The organism is Qipengyuania proteolytica, assembly GCF_019711565.1.
Lineage (GTDB): Bacteria > Pseudomonadota > Alphaproteobacteria > Sphingomonadales > Sphingomonadaceae > Qipengyuania > Qipengyuania proteolytica.
In genome coordinates this window covers 1,491,375-1,512,582 of sequence record NZ_JAIGNN010000001.1, presented here as the reverse complement: position 1 = coordinate 1,512,582, position 21,208 = coordinate 1,491,375, and the positions used below count along the sequence as shown (strand labels likewise).

Annotated in this window: 19 protein-coding genes, 1 tRNA gene and 1 other RNA gene; 8 read left to right on the top strand and 13 right to left on the bottom strand. The window is 66.1% G+C overall.

Annotated elements, in window-relative coordinates:
- Window positions 1-6 precede the first annotated feature (6 nt).
- The 5 genes from K3172_RS07430 to K3172_RS07410 form a co-directional block, all read right to left on the bottom strand.
- Window positions 7-1,833, bottom strand: a complete 1,827-nt coding sequence (locus K3172_RS07430) for a DNA polymerase III subunit gamma/tau (RefSeq protein ID WP_221588387.1) — start codon at window positions 1,831-1,833, stop codon at window positions 7-9.
- 60 nt (window positions 1,834-1,893) lie between these two features.
- Window positions 1,894-1,988: signal recognition particle sRNA small type (gene ffs / locus K3172_RS07425), an RNA gene on the bottom strand.
- A 34-nt stretch (window positions 1,989-2,022) separates the two neighbouring features.
- Window positions 2,023-2,301 (bottom strand): ETC complex I subunit, encoded by a 279-nt coding sequence (locus K3172_RS07420; RefSeq protein WP_221588386.1) that lies wholly within the window; start codon window positions 2,299-2,301, stop codon window positions 2,023-2,025.
- Between the two features lie 18 nt (window positions 2,302-2,319).
- Window positions 2,320-4,743, bottom strand: coding sequence for an ATP-dependent helicase HrpB (gene hrpB, locus K3172_RS07415; protein ID WP_221588384.1), 2,424 nt, complete (start codon window positions 4,741-4,743; stop codon window positions 2,320-2,322).
- Window positions 4,744-4,763: 20 nt separating this feature from the next.
- Window positions 4,764-5,780, bottom strand: coding sequence for a polyprenyl synthetase family protein (locus K3172_RS07410; protein ID WP_221588382.1), 1,017 nt, complete (start codon window positions 5,778-5,780; stop codon window positions 4,764-4,766).
- Between the two features lie 66 nt (window positions 5,781-5,846).
- Here K3172_RS07410 and K3172_RS07405 point away from each other — a divergent pair, with 66 nt between their 5' ends.
- A complete protein-coding gene (locus tag K3172_RS07405; RefSeq protein ID WP_221588380.1) occupies window positions 5,847-6,143 on the top strand; it encodes a chorismate mutase in 297 nt (98 codons plus the stop codon).
- Here K3172_RS07405 and K3172_RS07400 read toward each other — a convergent pair whose 3' ends face one another.
- From K3172_RS07400 to K3172_RS07385, 4 genes are all read right to left on the bottom strand, one after another.
- Window positions 6,144-7,460: a sensor histidine kinase gene (locus K3172_RS07400; RefSeq protein WP_221588378.1), complete on the bottom strand. Its 1,317-nt coding sequence runs from the start codon at window positions 7,458-7,460 to the stop codon at window positions 6,144-6,146.
- 112 nt (window positions 7,461-7,572) lie between these two features.
- Complete coding sequence (locus K3172_RS07395) at window positions 7,573-8,250, bottom strand: response regulator transcription factor (protein WP_221588376.1); 678 nt, start codon at window positions 8,248-8,250, stop codon at window positions 7,573-7,575.
- A gap of 97 nt (window positions 8,251-8,347) precedes the next feature.
- Window positions 8,348-8,650: a PepSY domain-containing protein gene (locus K3172_RS07390; RefSeq protein WP_221588374.1), complete on the bottom strand. Its 303-nt coding sequence runs from the start codon at window positions 8,648-8,650 to the stop codon at window positions 8,348-8,350.
- Between the two features lie 72 nt (window positions 8,651-8,722).
- Window positions 8,723-9,442 (bottom strand): SIMPL domain-containing protein, encoded by a 720-nt coding sequence (locus tag K3172_RS07385; protein ID WP_221588372.1) that lies wholly within the window; start codon window positions 9,440-9,442, stop codon window positions 8,723-8,725.
- Between the two features lie 127 nt (window positions 9,443-9,569).
- Between K3172_RS07385 and K3172_RS07380 the strand changes: the two genes are divergently transcribed.
- The 3 genes from K3172_RS07380 (at window position 9,570) to K3172_RS07370 (ending at window position 13,647) form a co-directional block, all read left to right on the top strand.
- Window positions 9,570-11,138 carry an amidohydrolase family protein gene (locus K3172_RS07380; protein ID WP_221588370.1) on the top strand — a complete coding sequence of 523 codons (1,569 nt, stop codon included), beginning with the start codon at window positions 9,570-9,572 and terminating at the stop codon, window positions 11,136-11,138.
- Window positions 11,139-11,278: 140 nt separating this feature from the next.
- Window positions 11,279-13,084 carry an ABC-F family ATP-binding cassette domain-containing protein gene (locus K3172_RS07375; RefSeq protein WP_221588368.1) on the top strand — a complete coding sequence of 602 codons (1,806 nt, stop codon included), beginning with the start codon at window positions 11,279-11,281 and terminating at the stop codon, window positions 13,082-13,084.
- On the top strand, window positions 13,081-13,647 hold the full coding sequence (locus K3172_RS07370; RefSeq protein ID WP_345725617.1) for a uracil-DNA glycosylase family protein: 567 nt from the start codon (window positions 13,081-13,083) through the stop codon (window positions 13,645-13,647). Before K3172_RS07375 ends, K3172_RS07370 begins: the two co-directional genes overlap by 4 nt.
- Window positions 13,648-13,714: 67 nt before the next feature.
- On the opposite strand, the gene K3172_RS07365 is transcribed toward K3172_RS07370, so the two are convergent.
- Window positions 13,715-14,188, bottom strand: a complete 474-nt coding sequence (locus K3172_RS07365; protein ID WP_221588366.1) for a DUF6456 domain-containing protein — start codon at window positions 14,186-14,188, stop codon at window positions 13,715-13,717.
- Between the two features lie 92 nt (window positions 14,189-14,280).
- On the opposite strand from K3172_RS07365, the gene K3172_RS07360 reads away from it, so the two are divergent.
- Both K3172_RS07360 and K3172_RS07355 read left to right on the top strand, forming a co-directional pair.
- Window positions 14,281-14,853 carry a helix-turn-helix domain-containing protein gene (locus K3172_RS07360; protein WP_221588364.1) on the top strand — a complete coding sequence of 191 codons (573 nt, stop codon included), beginning with the start codon at window positions 14,281-14,283 and terminating at the stop codon, window positions 14,851-14,853.
- The gene (locus K3172_RS07355) at window positions 14,850-16,040 is read left to right on the top strand and encodes a glycosyltransferase (RefSeq protein WP_221588362.1); all 1,191 of its coding nucleotides are present in this window, start codon (window positions 14,850-14,852) and stop codon (window positions 16,038-16,040) included. Before K3172_RS07360 ends, K3172_RS07355 begins: the two co-directional genes overlap by 4 nt.
- Here K3172_RS07355 and secF read toward each other — a convergent pair.
- From secF to yajC, 3 genes are read right to left on the bottom strand one after another with little or no spacing between them, the layout of a single operon-like run.
- Window positions 16,037-17,014, bottom strand: a complete 978-nt coding sequence (secF, locus tag K3172_RS07350; RefSeq protein ID WP_221588360.1) for a protein translocase subunit SecF — start codon at window positions 17,012-17,014, stop codon at window positions 16,037-16,039. The two genes, K3172_RS07355 and secF, sit on opposite strands and share 4 nt — an antisense overlap.
- Before the next feature lie 15 nt (window positions 17,015-17,029).
- A complete protein-coding gene (gene secD, locus K3172_RS07345; RefSeq protein ID WP_221588358.1) occupies window positions 17,030-18,628 on the bottom strand; it encodes a protein translocase subunit SecD in 1,599 nt (532 codons plus the stop codon).
- Window positions 18,629-18,647: 19 nt separating this feature from the next.
- Window positions 18,648-18,974: a preprotein translocase subunit YajC gene (gene yajC, locus K3172_RS07340; RefSeq protein WP_221588356.1), complete on the bottom strand. Its 327-nt coding sequence runs from the start codon at window positions 18,972-18,974 to the stop codon at window positions 18,648-18,650.
- Window positions 18,975-19,172: 198 nt separating this feature from the next.
- Here yajC and K3172_RS07335 point away from each other — a divergent pair.
- Together K3172_RS07335 and K3172_RS07330 are read left to right on the top strand one after the other, a co-directional pair.
- Window positions 19,173-19,249 (top strand) — tRNA-Pro (locus K3172_RS07335).
- Window positions 19,250-19,417: 168 nt separating this feature from the next.
- Window positions 19,418-21,184, top strand: coding sequence for a hypothetical protein (locus K3172_RS07330; RefSeq protein WP_221588354.1), 1,767 nt, complete (start codon window positions 19,418-19,420; stop codon window positions 21,182-21,184).
- Window positions 21,185-21,208: the final 24 nt, after the last annotated feature.

The following is a 21,208-nucleotide window of genomic DNA, read 5'->3' as shown; positions in this document are numbered from 1 at the left end:
TCCATCTTATGCGTTCCTACTCCAGGGTACTTCGCGCCGTGAGGGGGGATTGGCGCCTTCTTCGATCAGTTCGGCATCAGGAAAGGCTTCGAACGCAGCCTTCACCAGCGGATGCGCGCGAGTAGCGGCTGCCGCCTCCGCGCGACGGGCCTGTTCCTGCTCGACGAGCGAGGGCGTGCCGACGCCGCCGGGCAGTTCCTCGACCGTCCAGCGGGTTTGCGTATGGCGGTAAAGCGCATCCTTGACGAGCGGCACGATTTCATCGGTGAACTTCGGGTCGCGGCCATACTTGAGCACCCCGTCAGCAAGCTCCACCACGCGGACTTGCAGCCGGAGCACGCTGGCTTCCGTCATCATGCCGCGAGCATCCATCGCATCGACGAGCGCCCGCCAGTCCGGCGCGGCCTTGGCCACGGGTGCGCTATCGCCAACGGGCGCGGGACTTGGCTGAGCCACGGGCCCGCGCAGGGCGAGGCTCTCCAAGGTCTTCGCCAGCCGGCCGGGATCGGGCATCTGCCCGGCGTGCAACACGCGCAGCAGCGCCATGCGCAGCGATACCAGCGGATCGGGGGCAAGCCGCACCTCGTCATGGCCCTTAAGGAGCAATTGCCACAGGCGGTGAACCTGCCCCACCTCGAGCCGCTCTGCCCATCCGGACAGCGCGTCGCGCTCTTCCACGGTCGTCGCTTCGGCCTCGCCGCCCGAAACCTGCGCCAGGGCGATCCGGTGCACGAGATCCATCTGCGCGCGCATCAGCGCGAGCGGCTCGACGCCGAGCGCATATTGTTCGTCGATTGCAGCCAGCAGGGCCTTGGCGTCACCGTCGAGCAGATGGCCGAACAACCGTCGCTGCGCGCTCTTGTCCGCCAACCCCAGCATGTCGCGAACGCGTTCGGCGGAAACCTTGCCCTCGGTATCGAGGTCGGCGTGGGCGATCGCCTGGTCGAGGATCGACAGTCCGTCGCGCACCGAACCTTCGGCGGCACCCGCAATGATGTGCAGCGCTTCCTCGTCCGCCTCCAAGCCTTCCTTGCGGCAGATCTCGGCGAAGTGGGCCTGGAGGAGCTCGACCGGGATGCGGCGCAAGTCGAAGCGCTGGGTGCGGCTCAGCACCGTGACCGGCAGCTTGTCGACCTCGGTCGTAGCGAAAAGGAACTTCACATGCGCAGGCGGTTCCTCAAGCGTCTTGAGCAAGGCATTGAATGCATTGCGCGACAGCATGTGGACTTCGTCGATGATGTAGATCTTGTAGCGCGCGGAAACTGCCGCATAGCGGACCGCCTCGATTATTTCGCGCACATCGTCGACACCGGTGTGCGACGCGGCGTCCATCTCGATAACGTCGATGTGGCGTCCTTCGGCGATCGCGCGGCAAGGCTCGCACTCGCCGCAAGGGCTGATCGTCGGCCCGCCCTGCCCGTCCGGCCCGATGCAGTTCAACGCCTTGGCGATGAGGCGCGCGGTCGAAGTCTTCCCGACCCCGCGCACGCCCGTCATCAGGAAGGCGTGCGCCAGCCGGTCCCGCGCGATCGCATTGGCGAGCGTACGGACCATGGCATCCTGCCCGATTAATTCGGCAAAGGTCTGCGGACGGTATTTGCGGGCGAGGACGCGATAGGGCTGTGCAGCTTCGGGTGCAGCCGGCGGTGTCGCTGGTTGCGCGTCCGGCCTCGGCGCGGTCGGCTCGGGGGCCGGCGCTGGAGCAGGCGCTTGCGGCGCATCGCCGAACATCGAGTTCTGCCCCGCAGCCTCGAGCTCGGCAGCACTCGGCGCGGCCTCTTCGGCCTCGCTTTCCCAAGGGAGCGAGTCGGGAATGTCCGGTGAATCACCCATGCCCGACTAGGTAGGCACTGGCGCGCCAAATGTCACACCGTGCTAGTCGCGAATTGTGGGTGAAAAGGAGCCGGCCGACCCGCCGCAATCCACCTGGGCTGCTTCCTTCCGGACCTGACCCGGTGAGCGAACGCAAACGTCCGACCGACTCCCGGACGCGCATATGGCGACGCTTTGCGGAAAAATCAATTACCGGAAATTGTCGGCGTAGGCCTGCAGCTTGAGCGTCTTCGGTGGGGTCGCGTGAACCCGTGCGGCGATGCCGTATCTTTCGGCATAAGCCTTCGCCTCTTCCTTGCTCGGAAAGGTGAGTTGAACCTGTGCCTGTGTATCGCCGCTGCCGGTCCATCCCATCAGCGGATCGGGCTTGCGCGCTTCGGACTGCTCGAATTCGAGCACCCATTCGTCGGTGCGGGCCTTGCCCGACTGCATCGCGTTCTTCGGTCGCTGGTAGATTCGTGCCGCCATAGTGGCCGCTCCCCTAATTCAGCCTCCGGATTTTGAAAAGGCGTTCTTGGTCTTCAAACTCGGCTTTTCGGCCCATGGTTCCTCGGGCCAGCGGTGCTTGGGATAGCGGCCCTTCATGTCCTTGCGCACGTCCGCCCAGCTGCCGCGCCAGAAACCGGGGAGGTCGCGGGTCGCCTGGATCGGCCTTCCCGCCGGGCTGGTGAGCTTGAGCAGCAGCGGCGTGTCACCCACGAGTGGATGGCGCTCGAGCCCGAACAGCGCCTGCACGCGGATCTCGACAGAGGGGGCATCGTCGCCCGTGTAGTCGATCCGGTGCGTCGTGCCGGCTGGCGAGGTGAATTCGCGCGGGGCCAGCCGGTCGAGCGTCTGGCGCGCATTCCAATTCATCTGGCCGAGCAGGGTCTCGACGAGCTTGCCACGGGGAATGTCCAGATCGCGGCGTCCGTCGAGCAGCGGCGCGAGCCAGAGCGATGCCGTAGCGGCGAGCCCCTCGACCGACAAATCGTCGACCCCGGCATAGCTTGCGCGGGCAAGCAGTTCCTGCGGCAGCAGTTTTGCCGGGTTCTCCAGAGCCTTTTCCACAAGCATGTTCACAATCGCCGCCTGATCGGGGTCGGGGTCGGGACCCCGCTTGAGCGCGATTGCACCAAGCCGCTTCTCGACCAGCGCTTCGATCCGCTCCCCGGTCCAGCGCAGGGTCTTACGCTGCTCGATGCGAGCCGGGAACCAGCGTTCGATATCGGCTTCCTCGAGCGCCAGCGCGGCAATGATGCGCGCGCCTTTCGCCTGTCCCTGCGCGTCACCGACGACGAGGTATCCGGCCCGCGCGAGCGGCGATGCGGGATCGAGGATGAAGCCGCGCCCGCCGGCGGTAATCCAGCTCTCGCCGCTGGCATCGCGCCTGCGCGCGATGAAGTCCGGCCGCCCGGCGGCGAGGAGGACCGCTGCGGGCGGCACGTCCCCGCCTTCCCGCTCGACCAGTCCTTCCGCCTTGCGTGCCCATCGCGCCGCCAGCTTCCGGCTCGCCTCGGCCTTCGCCCCGCGATCCCCGTTCCAGCGCATGAGGCGCGCGTCGAGATCCTCGCCTCGGCCACCAAGGCCGCGCTCCTGCAACAGTAGCACGATCCTTGCCGCCTGCCCCGCCGCTCCATGTTCTGCCCCGAACAGGACGGAAGCCGCGCCTTGGGGATCGAGCGGTAGCGTCGCGAGCTTGCGACCGCGCTCGGTAATCCTACCGTCGCCGTCGAGCGCACCAAGGGCCACCAGTGTCTGGCGCGCGGCCATGACCGAGGCCGCGGGCGGCGGATCGAGCCAGGCAAGCTCGGTCGGGTCGGTATTGCCCCACTGCGCCAATGACAGCACGAGCGGCGCGAGGTCGGCCGTCAGCATTTCCGGCGGGTCGTAGGCCAGTCGCCCCGCGTGCCCGCCCTCTTCCCACAGGCGATAGGCGACGCCGGGCCCCTGGCGCGCCGCGCGGCCGGCGCGCTGGGCGGCGGCAGCCTGGCTCGCCCGGTGGGTGACGAGATGGGTCGTGCCCGCCGCGCGATCGAACTCTGCTCGGCGCGAAAGTCCGGCATCGACTACCACGGACACGCCGTCGAGCGTAAGCGAGGTTTCGGCAATGGCTGTCGCCAGCACGATCCGGCGGCGGCCCTCCGCATCGCGCCGGATCGCCGCCCGCTGTCCCGCAGGATCGACCTGACCATGCAACGGCAGCACGAGAGCGCCGACCAGCTTCTCCGCCAGCCGTTCGCGCACCCGCTCGATCTCCCCGACGCCGGGAAGGAAGGCGAGAATATCGCCGTCTTCGGCACGCCATGCCGTGACGACTGCCTGCGCCGTGGCATCCTCGATCCGCAGCTGCGGCGAGGACCCGAGCCACTCGATCCGCAACGGATGCGCGCGGCCTGCGCTTTCGATCACGGGCGTGTCGCTGCCGAGCAAGTCGGCGAACCGCGTGCCGTCGATGGTCGCGGACATCACCAAAACGCGCAGGTCTTCGCGCAGGATAGCCCGGCTTTCGAGTGCGAGCACGAGGCCGAGATCGCTGTCGAGATGGCGCTCGTGCGCTTCGTCGAACAGCACGGCCGAAACCCCCGTAAGTTCCGGATCGTCGAGGACGGTGTTCACGAAGATCGCCTCGGTCACCACGAGGATGCGCGTGCGCGCAGATCGCTTGCTGTCGAGGCGCGTCAGGTACCCGACCGTCTCGCCCGGCTTTTCGCCGAGCAACTCCGCCATCCGTTCCGCCGCTGCGCGCGCGGCGACGCGGCGCGGCGAAGTCAGGATCACGGTGCCGCTGCACCATCCTTCGCCGATCAGCGCCGGCGCAACTGCTGTGGTCTTGCCTGCCCCCGGCGGCGCGACGAGCACCGCTCCCGTCTGCCCGCGCAAGGCGGCAAGCAGGTCCGGGAGGACAGCATTGATCGGCAATTCGGACACGGCAGTGCCCCTAGAACGGATCAGTGGCCGCGCGCCACCGCGAAGAGCGCTGCCTGGGTCATCGCCTGCCGCGCCTGGCCGTCCGGGAAGATCGACAGGGAATCGATCGCTCGCTGGGCGAAATGGCGTGCCCGGGCGCGCGTGTCGGAGATGGCGTTGTGCCGCTCGATCAGCATGATCGCCTCGTCGAGATCGTCGTCCGATGTCCGGAAACCGCCGATCGCTGCCTTCCAGAAGGCACGCTCGTCCTCGTCGCCGCGGGCGTAGGCGAGAATCACCGGCAGGGTCATCTTGCCTTCACGGAAATCATCGCCGCGGTCCTTGCCCATGGCTGCTGCGTTGGAATCGTAGTCCAGCGCATCGTCGACCAGCTGGAACGCCACGCCGAGGTTGCGCCCGTATTCGTCGAGCGCGCGTTCCTGCTCTTCGCTGCATTCGGCGACGACGGCGGCAATCCGGCTGGCAGCCGCGAACAGGGCGGCGGTCTTCGCGCGGATGATGTGAAGATAGCGTTCTTCGCTGGTGTCGATCTTTCGCTGCGCGGTCAGCTGGTCGACCTCGCCCTCGGCAATGATCGCCGATGCGCCCGAAAGGATCTTGAGGACCTTCAGGCTGCCGTCTTCGGTCATGAGTTCGAAGGAGCGGCTGAACAGGAAATCGCCCACCAGCACGGTCGCCGGATTGCCGAAGATGATGTTGGCCGCAGCCTTGCCGCGCCTCAGGTCGCTGCCGTCGACCACATCGTCGTGCAGCAAGGTCGCGGTGTGGATGAATTCCACCGCCGCAGCGAGCTTGTGATGGCGCGTGCCGCTGTACCCCACCAGCTCGGCACCGGCGAGCGTGAGCATGGGCCGCAGCCGCTTGCCGCCGCCCGAAATCAGGTGACCGGCCAGCGCCGGGATCAGCGGAACCTCGCTCTGCATGCGGTCCAGGATGACCTGGTTGACCTGGTTCATGCCCTGCGCCGTGAGGGCGAGCATCGGTTCGATCGAGCCTTCGGGCTGCTTGCGCGGGAGGGGTACGACGTCAGCTGTCATTTCGGCTTGGCCATGGGCTGCACTTGCTTTCTTGGCAAGCATGGATTTGGTGTTAGCGTGCCGTGCATGACCAATGCGCAAGTCCCCGATCCGGTCCTCGCTGGCTATCGCAAGAGCATCGACAATATCGATGCCGCGCTGATCCACATCCTCGCTGAACGTTTCCGCATCACGCAGGCGGTTGGCGAATACAAGGCGAAGACCGCGCTGCCTCCGGCCGACCCGGGGCGCGAGCAGGAACAGATCGCGCGGCTGCGCAGGCTCGCGGAAGAGAGCGAGCTGGATCCCGAGTTCAGCGAGAAATTCCTGCGCTTCATCATCGATGAGGTCATCCGCCACCACGAGCGGGCGCGCGAGGAATAGTCAGCCCGAGCGAGGCAGCGTCAGCTTGACCAGCAGGCCGCCGAGGTCTTCGCTCTCGCCAAGCTCGACTTCGCCGCCGTAGATTTCCGCGACATCCCGAACGATTGCGAGGCCGAGGCCGGTGCCCGGCTTGCCGGTGTCCAGCCGTGCGCCGCGATCGAAGATGCGGGTGCGCTCGCTTTCGGGAATACCGGTGCCGTCATCTTCGACCCAGATCGTGCAGCACTCCGTATCGAGGGGATCGGCATCGACGGTAACGAACACGCTGCCGCCGCCATATTTCGCCGCGTTCTCGATAAGATTGCCGAGAATTTCATCGAGGTCCTGGCGTTCGATCGACACTGCGGCGCCGCGGTTGCCGTCGAGGTCGAAACGGGTGTGCTCATAAATCCGTGTGACCGCGCGCAACACGCTTTCCGCGCTCGGCCAGACCTCGGCGCGAGCATGGCCCGAAGCGCGGCGACCCACGGCGCGGGCGCGCGCGAGATGATGTTCGACATGGCGCTGCATGGTCTTGGTCTCGCTGAACACCAGATTGGCCAGCTGCGGGTCGCGCGCAGTTGCGGCGTTGGTCAGCACGGTCAGCGGGGTTTTCAAGGCGTGGGCAAGGTTGCCCGCATGCATCCGCGCCTCTTCAGCCTGCTTTTCGGTATGCGCCAGCAGAGCGTTGATCTCGTCGACCAGCGGTTCGACCTCAAGCGGCAGCGGCTCGGTGATCCGGTTGCTGCCCTGGCTGCGCATCGACTGGATCGCGGCACGGACCCTGCGCAACGGTGAAAGGCCATACCAGCTCTGCAGCATGGCCATCGTCATCAGGCCGAGCGCAAGAATCGCAAAGCTCCAGATCAGGATCGAGCGGATCCGGCTGATCTGGAAGTCGAGTTCCTCCCGCGCAGACGCGACGGCGAAAGTCCAGCGTGTGTCGCTGTCGGGCAGGATGACCGTGCGCTCGACGATGCGAAGCGTCTCGTTGTCGAACTGGTCGGAATTGTAGAAGTGTGGCTCGGTATCGACGTGGTCGGCGCGCAGCACCAGCTGCGTATCCCACAGCGAGCGCGAAGGCGTATCGACCTGCCCCTCACCGCTGATCTGCCAGTAGAGGCCACTGTTGGGTTCGAGGAAGCGCGGCTCGCCGAGCGGGCGGTTGAAATAGACCTCGCCGTCGGGGCCGATCTCGGCCGTCACGATCATCGCGTTGAGGAGATACTCGAGCTGGTCGTCGAAATTGCTCTCGACCATGCGGGCCAGCGTCCGATCGAGCGCGAAGCCGCCGCCGACCAGCAGCACGCCGATCCACAGCGCTGCGATCGCCATCATGCGCGCGGCAAGGCTGCGGCCGGCGGGCTTCGAAGGCCCGGTCGTCACGGACGTGGGAACAGCCTCAGAACCCTGCGCGGCCCGATCCTCGCTCCCGACGGGGCGCGCGGCGTCAGGCGCGGGGCTGGTCGGCCGGGTCGTCGAGGCTGTAACCGAGTCCACGGATCGTCGTGATTACCTCCGCCCCCAGCTTCTTGCGGATGCGCGTCACGAACACTTCGATGGTGTTCGAATCGCGGTCGAAATCCTGATCGTAGATGTGCTCGATCAGTTCGGTGCGGCTTACCACCTTGCCCTTGTGGTGCATGAGGTAGCTCAGCAGCTTGTATTCCTGTGCGGTCAGCTTGACCGGTTCGCCCGCGAGCGTGACGCGCCCGGAGCGCGTGTCCAGCCGGACCGGACCGGCGGTAAGCTCGCTCGACGTGTTACCCGAGGCGCGACGGATCAGCGCGCGAAGGCGGGCGATCAGTTCTTCGGTCTGGAAAGGCTTCGCGAGATAGTCGTCCGCGCCCGCATCGAGCCCGGCGACCTTGTCCGACCAGCTGTCACGGGCCGTCAGCACGAGGACCGGGAAGCCGCGGCCTTCCTTGCGCCACATGCCGAGCACGGTCAGGCCGTCGATTTCGGGCAAGCCGAGGTCGAGGATAACGGCGTCGTAGTCCTCGGTGCTGCCGAGGAAGTGGCCGTCTTCGCCATCGGTCGACAGATCGACCGCATAGCCGTTCTGCTCCAGCGTCGACTTGAGCTGCTGGCCGAGCGTCGGCTCGTCTTCGACAATCAGGATTCTCATGCGGTGTCCGTCCCTTCAGGCTTTCGCGCCATTTCGTTCATGTAGATGAACGCGTCAACCTGAACGGAGTTTCGATAGCCGGAGAATGGCCGCAACTTCAGCGGCTGCGACGCAGCACACGGCCCGTGCGCGCATCGACATCGACGAAGATCACGCGGCCGTCGCGAATGAACTTAAGGCGATAGGCCATCGCCGTCGGATCGTAGGCAGGGCCGAGATATTCGGCACCGCCCATCGTCGGCAGGATGCGGCGCTCGATGTCGCGGAGCTTCAGGATGTTGCCCGCGCTCATTTCACGGCGCGCCTCGCCCTGTTCGCTGCGCTGCGCATAGGCGGGCGCAGCGGCGATCGGACCGGCAACGAGGCCGAGGGCGATGATCGAGGCGAAAATGCGTTTCATGATGTCACCCTGCCTAAGCCGAACCCATTGAACAAGGTGTGAATGTTCGCAGGGTCCGGCGTTCAGCCAGGCTCAGCGCGTCATCTCATACTTGACGGTGACGGTGACACCGGTGCCGACTTGACCCGGCTCGATCTGTGTTTTCGCATCTCTGGACGTCGCGGTGACGGCAATCGCCCCCTCCGCCATCGGCATGGGCCCATAGGACTGGAAACTTTCCGACACCTCGAGCAGTCGAACGCCGGAATAGCCCGCCATCCTGGCGTAATCCTCGGCCATTGCACGTCCGCGCGCAAAGGCTGCCTTGCGCGCCTCCGCATTTGCGGCGACGTCGTCTTCGAGCATGAAGTTCGGGCCGTAGATGTTGTTCGCTCCGGCACCCACAAGTTCGTCGAGGACTTCGCCGGCCCGTTTGAGATCGCGCAGCTTGACGTTCAGCTGGTTGCTCACGTCATAGCCGATGAAGGTCGGCTGCTCGCCGTCGTTGCGATACTGGTATTGGGCATTGAGGCTGAAATTCGCGGTCTGGATATCCTTGCGATCTATCCCCAGTGCTCTCAGCCGGTCGATGAGCCGCTCGATCTGTTGCGCGTTGAGGCGCATGGCTTCCTGCGCGGTGGCGGCGCGCGTGGTGACCCCCGCCCCGACCTGCGCGACATCGGGTGCGGCGCGGACAATTTCGTTGACGGTCAGTTCGACCACCGGCCCGGTGGCTGCGATCTGAACTTCGGCAGCTTGTGCGCTGGAGGCGGCAGCGGCCATGGCAAGGGCGGGAATCACGAAACGGATCATGCGTTTGCTCCTGTTGAATCGAGCGGATTGTCCGCTTCGCAGCTTTACGGCTTGCTGAACCAAAGCGTTCCCGCTTAGCTGCAGCCAATTGTCGGACCCGCGTTGAGCGGCGTCAGAGGGGGATCGTATGAAGGCCTGGAAAATCGCGTTTGCCGCGCTCGCAGTAGTCGGAACCCAGCCGCTCGCGGCACAAATGCAAACAGTTCCCGACCGCGCCGCGGACGAAGGCGAAGGCCCCTTCCCCCGGCTGCTGATTACCGGTGCGAACGTGGTCGAAGGAAGCGGGGCCCCACCTGCCGGACCGGTCGACATCCTGGTCGAGAACAACCGCATCGCGGCTCTTTATCCGGGTGCCGCGCCCGACAGTGTGCGGAATTCCGCCCAGAAGACGGTCGATGCGCGCGGCATGTATGTCCTTCCCGGCTTCGTCGACGTGCATGGTCACAATGGCGATCCCGCCAAGGCGCCGCAGCCTTCCTATGGCTACAAGCTGTGGCTTGCGCATGGCGTCACGACCGTGCGCGGCGTGAGCTTCTACTTCGGTCCCGACACGCCCGACCTCAGCGACACGGCCCGCAGCGCGGCCAACACCATCGTCGCCCCGCGCCTGATCCCCTATGCGGTGTTCGGCGACAAGTGGACGCGCGGCGCACCCGATACCCCGCTCAAGGCACGCCAATGGGTCCGCTGGGCCAAGGCGCAAGGCTATTGGGGTATCAAGTTCTTCAATTCGGCGACGCCCGAGGTTCTTGCAGCGGCTCTGGACGAGGCCGGGAAGCAGCAGCTGGGCACCGTCGCCCACCTCGCGCAGACCGGCGTGGCGGAAGTGAACGCGCGCAAGGCCGTCGAACTCGGGCTCGACGGCGTGACCCATTTCTACGGCCATTTCGAAAGCCTGCTGAAGGACGGCGCGCTGCCCTATTACCCGGAGGGTTACAATTATTTCGACGAGCAATCTCGCTTCGGCTGGGTCGCGCGGCTTGCCCCGCAGGCGGTCGAACCGGGCAGCGAGGAGTGGGACGAATACGTCGACGCGCTGGTCGAAAGCGGTGTGACGCTGAGCCCGACCTTCAACATATACTCCGCCAGCCGCGACGTGATGGCCGCGAAGACCCGCGACTGGCATGCGAAATACACCATCCCCTCGCTGATGGATTTCTATGCCCCCAGCGCGACCAATCACGGCAGCTACTACAAGGACTGGACCAGCGAGGACGAAGTCGCCTGGCGTCGGTTCTACGCCAAGTGGTTCGCGCTTACGAAGGACTTCCACCACAAGGGCGGCCGCGTCACTGCAGGTTCCGACCCGGGCTATATCTATCAGACCTGGGGTTTCGCCTACATCGGCGAGCTCGAGATGCTGCGCGAGGCGGGACTCGCCCCGCTCGAGGTGATCCGCGCCGCGACGGTCGACGGTGCGCGCGAAATTTACGCACCGCTGGGGCAGGAGCCGCCGATGGGCCGCATCGCGGTCGGCCAGCTGGCCGATCTGGTAATCGTGCCCGAGAACCCGCTCGCCAATCTCAAGGTGCTCTACGGCACCGGCCACACGCGGCTGAACTATCAGACCGGCGCAATCGAGCAGGTCGGCGGCGTGCGCTGGACCATCAAGGACGGCATCGTCTACGACGCGCACCAGCTGCTGGCCGATGTGGCGGCGATGGCGGAAGCGCAGAGGGCCGCACGCATTCCGTGACTCGTCAGTGCGAGGAGCCGTCAAGCGACGCGGCAACCCAGGGCGAGAGGTCGCCGCGCTGGATTGCTTCGCTCCGCTCGCAATGACTTGGGAAGTGAAGACTTGCCGACCTGCCGCCGCGCGACTACCTCGCGCGGCCTATGGCACAGCCCCCGATCCTCAGCCTCGAAGGCATGGCTCTGCAGCAGGGCGGCAAATGGCTGTTCGGCGGGCCTGATAACGAGCCGCTCGACTTGCACATCGGCCCGCGCGACCGGCTTGCGCTGATCGGGCGCAACGGCGTCGGCAAGACCACGCTCTTCCGCATGATCGATGGCCGGATCGAGACCGATGCGGGCCAGCGCAAGATCAAGCCGGGCACGCGGATCGTGCTGCTCGAACAGGATCCCGACCTGTCCGGCTTTGCGACCCTGATGGACTGGGCGCTTGCCGGCGAGCACGCGCCGCAGGAGCATGAGGTCGAAGCCATCGCGGGACAGCTCGGAATCGACATGAGCCGCGAGACGAAGGGCGCAAGCGGCGGCGAGAAGCGCCGCGCCGCCATCGCCCGCGCGCTGGCGCAGGATCCCGACCTGCTGCTGATGGACGAGCCGACCAACCACCTCGATCTGGGCGCGATCGACTGGCTCGAAGGCTGGCTGGACCGCTACAAGGGCGCCTTCGTCGTCATCAGCCACGACCGCACCTTCCTGAAGCGCCTGACGCGCGCGACCATCTGGCTCGACCGTGGGAACCTGCGCCGCAAGGAAGTCGGCTTCGGCGGTTACGAGGCGTGGGAAGAGCAGGTCTATGCCGAGGAGGCTCGCGCGGCGGAAAAGCTCGACGCCAAGCTGAAGCTGGAGGCGCACTGGCTCGAACGCGGGGTGACCGCGCGGCGCAAGCGCAACCAGGGGCGGCTCGAAAAGCTGTGGCAGATGCGCGCGCAAAGAGCGTCGATGATCGCGAGCGCGGGCACGGCCAAGCTCAAGCTCGCGACGGAAGAGGACTTCAAGTCGAAGTCGGTGATCGTCGCCGATCAGATCACGAAGTCCTACGGTGACCGCACGATCATCAAGCCCTTCTCCCTGCGCATCCAGCGCGGCGACCGGATCGGCATCGTCGGCGCCAATGGCGCGGGCAAGACGACGCTGCTCAAGATGCTCACGGGCGAGCTCGCGCCCGACAGCGGCAGCGTGGATATCGCCAAGACGCTCACCGGCGTGATGATCGACCAGCAGCGCCAGCTGCTCACCGACGACAAGACCGTGCGGCAGGTGCTGGCCGAAGGCGGCGACTGGATCGACGTGCGCGGCAACCGCAAGCATGTGCAGGGCTATCTCAAGGAGTTCCTGTTCGATCCGAAAATCGTCGACATGAAGGTGGCGGTGCTGTCGGGCGGCGAGCGATCGCGCCTGTTGCTGGCGCGCGAGTTCGCCAAGGCCTCGAACCTGCTGGTGCTCGACGAACCGACCAACGACCTCGACCTCGAGACGCTCGACCTGCTGCAGGAGGTGATCGCCGATTACGAGGGCACCGTGCTGATCGTCAGCCACGACCGCGACTTCCTCGACCGGACGGTGACGATCACGCTCGGCCTCGACGGAACCGGCAAGGTCGATGTCGTCGCCGGCGGTTACGAGGACTGGGAGGCCAAGCGCCGCAAGCCGGTGACGGGCAAAGCCAGGGCGGACAGGGGCGAGGAAAAGCCCGCGCCTCCTCCCCCGCCGGCGCCGAAATCGACCAAGCTCTCCTACAAGGACCAGCGCGACTACGAACTGCTGCCCGCGCGAATCGAGGAACTCGAGGCGGCGATTGCCAAGGGCGAGGCGATTCTGTCCGATCCCGATCTCTACACTGCCGATCCGCAGCGTTTCGCCAACGTCTCCAAGGGCATCGAGAACGCCCGTGCCGAGAAGGATGCGGCGGAGGAACGCTGGCTAATGCTGGCCGAGCAAGTCGAGGCGTGACGCTTAAGGCCGAGATCGCGGCCTGCCGCATCTGCGCCGATCACCTGCCGCACGGCGTCCGCCCGGTCGTGAGCTTTTCGCCCACGGCGCGGCTCGTCATCATCGGGCAGGCGCCGGGATCGAAGGTCCACGAGAGCGGCATCCCGTGGGACGATGCCAGCGGCGACCGGCTGCGCGAATGGACCGGCCTGACTAAGCAGCAAATGTACGATCCCGCCCTCGTGGCGCTCGTCCCTATGGGTTTCTGCTATCCTGGCAAGGCGAGCGGCGGGGACAAGCCGCCCCGCCCGGAATGCGCCCCGCAATGGCACGAGCGCGTGCTCGACCTCCTGCCCGCAGATCGCCTGACCCTCCTCGTCGGTACTTACGCGCAGGCGCGCTACCTTCCGGAAACACGCAGGCTCTCGCTGGCGGAACGCGTACGGCGGTTCGAGGAGTTCCTGCCACGCTACCTCCCCCTGCCCCACCCGGCCTGGCGCTCGACCATCTGGATGCGCCGGCATACCTGGTTCGAAGCCGAGGTCTTGCCGCAGCTGCGCGAGGCGGTTGTTGGATATATCTAGGGTTTTCCGCCGGGCAGTCCCCCGACATGGACCACATGGACCACGGTCCATACGCAAAAATCCCGGCTCACCCGATCCGGTAGAACAGCGCGACGCGATCGAGCGCCAATTTCAGCACCAGCTTGCCGCTGCGCGCAGGCCAGTGGAGCGCCTTTTCCGCATCGGGCACGCCTTCGCAGGCGCAAGCGACGCGCCACAGGATATCGCTGAGCCCCGGTCCCGCTTCGGCCATCGCGCCATCGAAGCGCGCCTTCGCCGCGATCTGGCGCTCGGTTGGCGTCAAGCCGTCACCACCGCCGCCATCGACCCGCACCGGGTCCCAGCGCATGGTGACCGAGGGCGAGAGCTGCGCCCGCTCGTAATCGGCGCGCAGCCGTTCGCCCGCATCGAACTGTGCATCGCTCAAGTGCCCGCGCGCATGGAGCCACGTCAGCGGGCTCTCCGCGAGATTCACCGTGACGCTGCGCTTCTTGCCCTTCTCGCCCGAACCGCGACGCGGCCCCTCTTCGCTCAATTCGCGTTCGACCAGCTGCCTCTTCATGCGCTTCTCCTGTGCTGCGTGCCGAAAGGCCTTGCTCTCTGGAGGTTCGTGTAGGAAAGGAAGAAAACCAAATCGGTTAGCAAAGGGCCGAGATGATCAATCGCATACGCGACATTCGCAAGCAGAAGGGCATGACGCTGGCAGACCTTGCCGCCGCCTGCTCGCCGCCAACCACGCCGCAGACCGTCGGACGGCTCGAAACCGGCATGCGCAACCTTTCGATCAAGTGGATGGACCGGATCGCAGCAGCGCTCGATGTCGATCCGGAGCTGCTGGTGCGGTCCGAGCATGCCGAGCATCCGCAAATCGTGGCGACGCTGGAAAGGTCCGGGCCAGAGGCGCTCGAAACCCCGCGTGATGCCATCCTCGCCACCGACCTCGGCAGCGAAGGTGCGCTGATGGTGCTCGATATCGCCTGGCCGCATGGCGAGTACCGTCCCGGCGACCAGCTTTGGCTCCGCCAGATCGCGCCCGAAGACGCGGCCCGCGCGATCAATCGCGACGTGCTGGTGCCGCGCAAGGGCGGTCGGTTTGCCTTCGGGCGGCTGATCGACCGGCAGGGCTCGCTCGTCGGCGTGTTGCCGCCGGGCCACGGCGAGAAACAGCAGGTGGTTGACAGCCCCGCCTGGATTGCGGTCGCTGAAATGCTGGTCCGCAAGCTGTGAGCCCCGCCAAGACCCGGCGCGTCCTGTCGATCTCGACGCTCTTCCCCAACGCCGCGCAGCCCCGTTTCGGGATCTTCGTAGCCAAGTCGCTCGAAGCGCTGGAGGCGCACACGCAGTGGGATGCCACCGTCGTCAGTCCCATCGGCCTGCCGCCGGTGGTCTTCGGTCGCTATAGCGCGCTTGCAGAGGCGGCGGAGGACAGCACGGAGTTCGGCCTCGACATCCGCCGGCCGACCTTCAGCCTGATCCCCAAGGTCGGCGGGCGGCTCAATCCGAATATGATCGTGCGCGCGATCCTGCCGCTGGTGAAGCAACTCCACGCGGAGAACCCCTTCGACCTCATCGATGCGCAATTCTTCTATCCGGACGGGCCCGCCGCCATGCTGATCGCGCGCGAGCTTGGCCTCCCGTTCTCGGTCAAGGCGCGCGGTGCGGACATCCATTTCTGGGGCGGGCGCGAGTACGGCCGCAAGGCGCTGCTGGAGACAGCGCAGAACGCTGCCGGGGTGCTGGCCGTGTGCGAGGCGCTGGCGGACGACATGGGCGCTCTGGGCATGGAGCGCGACAAGATCGCCATCCACTACACCGGCCTCGACCGTGACCTCTTCCGCCCGATGGACCACACCGGCTTGCGCAACCGGATCGGCGAAACCTTCGGCATCCCGGTGAGCCCGGGCGAAAAGCTGCTGGTCACGGTCGGCGCGCTGATCGCCCGCAAGGGCCAGGGCATCGTGATCAAGGCGCTTGGCGACTTGCCAGATGCACGGCTGCTGCTGGTTGGCAGGGGCGATGAAGAAGACTGCCTGCGTAAGCTGGCCCGGGAAGTAGGGGTGGTGGACCGCGTGCACTTTCTCGGCAGCCAGCCGCCTTCCAGCCTGCCGCCGATTCTTTCGGCGGCCGATGCGATGGTCCTGCCATCGCAGAGCGAAGGGCTCGCCAATGCCTGGATCGAGGCGCTCGCCTGCGGCACACCCCTTGTGATTACCGACGCCGGGGGCGCGCGCGAAGTGGTGACATCTCCCGACGCGGGCGTGATTGTCGCGCGCACGCCGCGCGCCATTCGCGACGGCATCCGGAAGGTGACCGACCGCCCCCGCTCACCCGAAAAGGTAGCGGCGACGGTCGAAAAGTTCAGCTGGGAAACGAACGGAAAAGCGCTCGCCGCCTATTACGACACGCTCGTCTAGACGACGCCGCGCGCTTTCCTTTCCTGCTCGTCGGCAACGGTTTCCTTGGGGACGAAACTGTCGCTGGTCACACCGAGCCAGACCAGGATCGGCGCTGCCGAATAGACCGAGCTGTACGTACCCACGAACAGCCCCAGCGTGATCGCGGCGACCATGCCGAACAGACTCGCCGGGCCGAACAGCAGCAGCGGCACCAGTGCCACGAGCAGGGTCAGCGAGGTCATGACCGTGCGCGCCAGCGTCTCGTTGACGGACAGGTCGAGCAGCTCCGGCAGGGGCATCTTGCGGAATTTCTTCAAATTCTCGCGGATCCGGTCGTAAATCACGATGGTGTCGTTCAGCGAATAGCCGATGATGGCCAGGATCGCGGCGACGATCTGGAGGCTGAATTCGAGCTGGAACAGCGCGAACATACCCAGCGTCAGGCTCACGTCGTGGAACAGCGCGAACAGGGCGCCGACGCCGAACTGCCACTCGAACCGGATCCAGATGTAGAGCGCGATCGCGGCCATCGCCGCCAGCAAGGACAGGACCGCCATCTCGCGGAATTCTCCCGACACCTTGCCGGACACGTTGTCGTTGCCGTCGAGCCGGAAGTCAGGATAATCGGCCTGCAGGGTGCTGACGATGCGGGCCGCCGCCGCCTGGGCAGCCTCCTTGTCCGCGGCAACCTCGTCCGGCAGTCGGACACGGATCGAAACCTGGTTGTCCTGCCCGAAACGCTGGACCACGGGATCGCCGTAACCCAGCGCCGCCACCTTCTCGCGCAATTCGCCCACTGGCGCTTCGGCGGTCTGGGTCAGGGTGGCGCGCACTTCGATGCCCCCGGCAAAATCGACGCCGTAGTTGAAGCCCTTGGTAAGGACGAGCGCCCAGCTCGCCGCGATCAGCAGGATGCTGATGGCGAAGAACGGAATGCGCCACTTGAGGAACTTGATGTTGGTGTCGTCGGGGACGAGCTTGAGCAGTTTCATGGTCCTCGTCTCCTCTTACAGGTTCAGGTCGCTGGGACGCGCCTTGCGCAGCCATCCGGCGACCCACATGCGGGTCAGCGTGACGGCGGTGAAGACGCTGGTGAACAGGCCGATGACGAGCACAACGGCAAAACCGCGGACTGGTCCGGACCCGAACAGGAACAGCAGGACACCGGCAATGAAGTTGGTGATGTTGGCATCGTAGATCGCCCGGCTCGCTTCGGTATAGCCAGCCTCGACCGCCGCCACCACGCGGCGTCCGCGCTTGCGTTCTTCGCGGATGCGCTCGTTGATCAGCACGTTGGCGTCGACTGCCGCACCGATCGTAAGCACGAAGCCCGCGATGCCCGGCAGGGTCAGCGTCGTGCCGAGACCCGCCATGATGCCGAGCAGCATCAATACGTTCACGACCAGCGCAAGCGTCGCATAGACGCCGAAACGGCCGTAAGTCGCAATCATGAGCAGGACCACCAGCAGCGATCCGACGGCCATGGCGAGCATGCCCTTCCTAATCGAGTCCGCGCCGAGGTCAGGTCCGACGGTGCGTTCTTCGACCACGTCCAGTTCGACCGGCAGCGCACCCGACCGCAGCGAGATCGCGAGGCGGTTGGCATTCTCGACCGTGAAGCCGCCCGAAATCTGCGCCGTCCCACCGCGGATCGGCTCGTTGATGTTGGGGGCGGACAGCACCTTGCCATCGAGAATGATGGCGAAGGGCTTGCCGACGTTTTCGCTGGTCAGCTTCGCGAAGCGGCGCCCACCGTCGCCGTCGAACTGGATGTTGACGACCGGTTCGTTGGTCTGCGGGTCGAAGCTCTGCTGCGCGCCCGTCAGATTGTCGCCCCGGATGCCGCCCAGACGGCGGACCGCGATCGAGCTACCAGCGAAATCGGAGGTTTCGGCATAGGGGTAAATTTCGCTTCCCGGAGGCGCAAGGCCCTGCGCCACGTCGCTCGGCAGCGCGTTCTGGTCGACCAGCTTGAATTCGAGTTCGGCAGTTTCGCCCAGCAGTGCCTTCAGCGCCTCCGGGTCTTCAAGACCCGGCACCTGCACCACGATGCGGGTGTCGCCCTGGCGAATGATGGTCGGCTCGCGCGTGCCGAGTTCGTCGATACGCTTGCGGATCACCTCGATCGCGCTTTCCATCGCGTCGTTGACCGCCTGGTCCACGCCTTCCTGGGTGGGCGAGAGGATGATGCGGTTGCCGTCCTCCATCGCGAGATCCCACTCGCGGACGAGGCCGGTGCCGTTGATCGAGGGCAGCATGATCTCGCGCGCCCGGTCGATCTGCGACGGATCGTCGAGGATGAAGCTGAGGCGCCCGTCGCGGGTCGAGACGTCGCCGATGCGAATGCGCGGCTCGGCGTTGCGCATCAGGCCGCGCACGTTCTCTTCCATGTTCTCGAGCCGCTGGACGCGCACGTCGTTGGCATCGGCTTCGAGCAGGATGTGACTGCCGCCGGCAAGGTCGAGGCCGAGGTTGACCATCGGCTGCGGCAGCGACTCCGGCCAGCGCACGCTGGTCGCGGACAGCAGGGAGGGCAGCGCGGCAAGCATGGCGATGGCCGCGATCGACCAGAGCCAGACCTTCCGCCAGGTGGGGAAATCGAGCATGTGCTGTAGCGCCCTCGCCTTAGTCGTTCGCGGCGGGCTTGCCGCGCGAGGAAAGAACCTCGCCGATGGTGCTGCGAACCGCCTTGACGGTCATGCCCTTGGCGAGCTCGACATGGACGAAATGCTCTTCGACCTTGGTGATCTTGCCCACGAGCCCGCCCGAAGTGACGACTTCGTCACCCTTTTGCAGACCGGAAACGCGCTCGCGGTGTTCCTTCTGCTGGCGCATCTGCGGCCGGATGATCAGGAACCACAGGATCAGTAGCATGCCGAGCGGGAGGATCCAGCCGGTCCATGCGGGCGGCTGGGCGCCGGTGGAACTGGCAGCGGCAAGAAGGTCGAGCATCGAAGAAAACCCTGTCGGTTGAGTGGTGCGACCGGCTGCAGGTGGGTGGCGTGTGCGCCCTGTTCAAGCGCCTCTCCCGCCTCCCGCAGCCGAAGTGCGGGCGCGGTTAGCAGCTATGCGGGACAGTGGCAACGAAATGGCGCGCGAGGCGCTTGCCATGCCTGAACGCCCCGCCTATAGGGCCGCCTCCACTGGTTTCGGGATGTAGCGCAGCCTGGTAGCGCACCATACTGGGGGTGTGGGGGTCGCTGGTTCGAATCCAGTCATCCCGACCAGTGGTTTCCTCCTTCATCGCCGGTTTCCTCTGCCTCCCGTGCCTGCGCGAATTGCGCGCGCGGCGATTTCCTGTATCCCGTAAGGGCTTACTGGACGCAGCGATTGGGTGAGGACGACAGGTGTCGGAAGCTGCCACGGGTACTGACAGATTGAGGCCCCGCCTCGCCGTGCGATTCGGCATCACCGGCCATCGCCCACCCCGCCTTGCCTTCGAACATCACGAAGCGGCACGCGAAGAGTGCCGGCGCATCTTTTCGGAAGCGCAGGGCCTACTGGAGGCGATCCGCGACCGCCATGCGGACCTGTTCTCCGGCGAAGAGCCGCTCGTCCGCCTCGTCACCGCACTGGCGTCCGGCGCGGATACGGTGGCTGCGGAGGCCGCGCTGGAACAAGGCATCGCCCTGTCGGCCTGCCTGCCCTTCCTGCCCGAGGAATATGCCAAGGATTTCTCTCCCGAGGAGTGGCGCGCGGCGCAGCAGTTGACCGAGGCCGCCGACGGGACGCTCGCGCTCGCCGATCACAGGCACGGCGACGAAGCCGGTTACGAGGGGATCGGGCGGCTGGTCCTCGCACAATCGGACATCCTCATCGCTATCTGGGACGGCGAGCCCGCGCGCGGCCGCGGCGGCACCACCGAAGTGGTGTCCGAAGCGATCGCGCGCCACATCCCGGTGATCCACATCAATCCCGACGGCTCGCACGAACCCATCCTGCTGTGGAGCGGCCTGCACGAGGAGGTGCCCGATCGCCCCTCGATCGACGGGGTCGAGCGGGTGGAACTGTCGCGCGCCCTGCCCGGCCTGATCGAAGCCCTGTGCGGTCCGCCCGAAGGAGAGGAAGATGCCGCCCTTCGCACCTTCCTGCGCGGCGATGTGCTGAAGAACCGCACCAGCCTTGCCTGGCCCCTCTTGCTGTTCGTCACTGGCGGGCGCAGCTGGAAACGCACCTATTTCCGCTCCCCCGGACCGACCGAGGCGCGCCAGTATTTCACCCCGCTGATCGAGCCCTTTGCCGCGCTCGGTCGCTTCGGGAGCCGCCTCAACGGCGCGCTGGCGGATCGCTTCGCGCGCGCCGACGCGGCCGCCAATGCCGCGGCACTGCAGTTCCGCAGCAGCTTCGTGACCAATTTCGGCCTCGCCGCCATGGCCGTGCTGCTGGCGCTCGCCAGCCTGCTGGCTCCGGAAGCCAAGGTCTGGTTCATCGTGGCCGAGCTGGTCGTGATCGGCTTGATCATCGCCAACACGCGGCGCGCCCACCGCTGCAATTTCCACCAGCTGTGGATCGACCGTCGGCATCTGGCCGAACGCCTGCGCCTCCTCGCCATCTCCGCGACGCTCGGGCGGCTGTCGCTGCGCGATGTGGAGGACGGCACCACGCACCCGGGGTGGGAGACATGGTACGCCCGGGCCACGGCGCGCGAACTCGAATTGCCGCAGGGGGACCTGGACCGGGCCTATCTCGAGAAGGTGCGCGGGTCGGTGCTCTCGCTGATCGAAGACCAGATCGGCTATCACGAGCGCAATGCGCACATGATGGAGCACGTGAACCACCGGCTCCACCGCGCAGGCGATGTGCTGTTCGTCGGCACGATCCTCTTCTGCCTTGTCTATCTCGCGTCCAAGTTCGCCGGGCCCGGACCGATCGAGATCGCCGGTGTCGGCCTGACCCAGATTGTCACCATGGCGACCGCCTTCTTTCCCGCCTTTGCCGCCGCGCTCTACGGTATCCGCATGCAGGGCGATTTCGCCGCGACGGCAGAGCGATCGAGCGCCATTGCGCGACGGCTGGGCAAGCTGCAGGTCGCCGTGCGTAGCGACACGCTGACCTACGACCGGCTGGTCGATCGCATCCGGCGCCTGAGCGAGATCATGCTGTCCGATATCCACCAATGGCAGCAGCAATACGAGACTCGCCCAATCAGCCTACCCGGTTAAACCATTTTCCTACACGAACCTTTT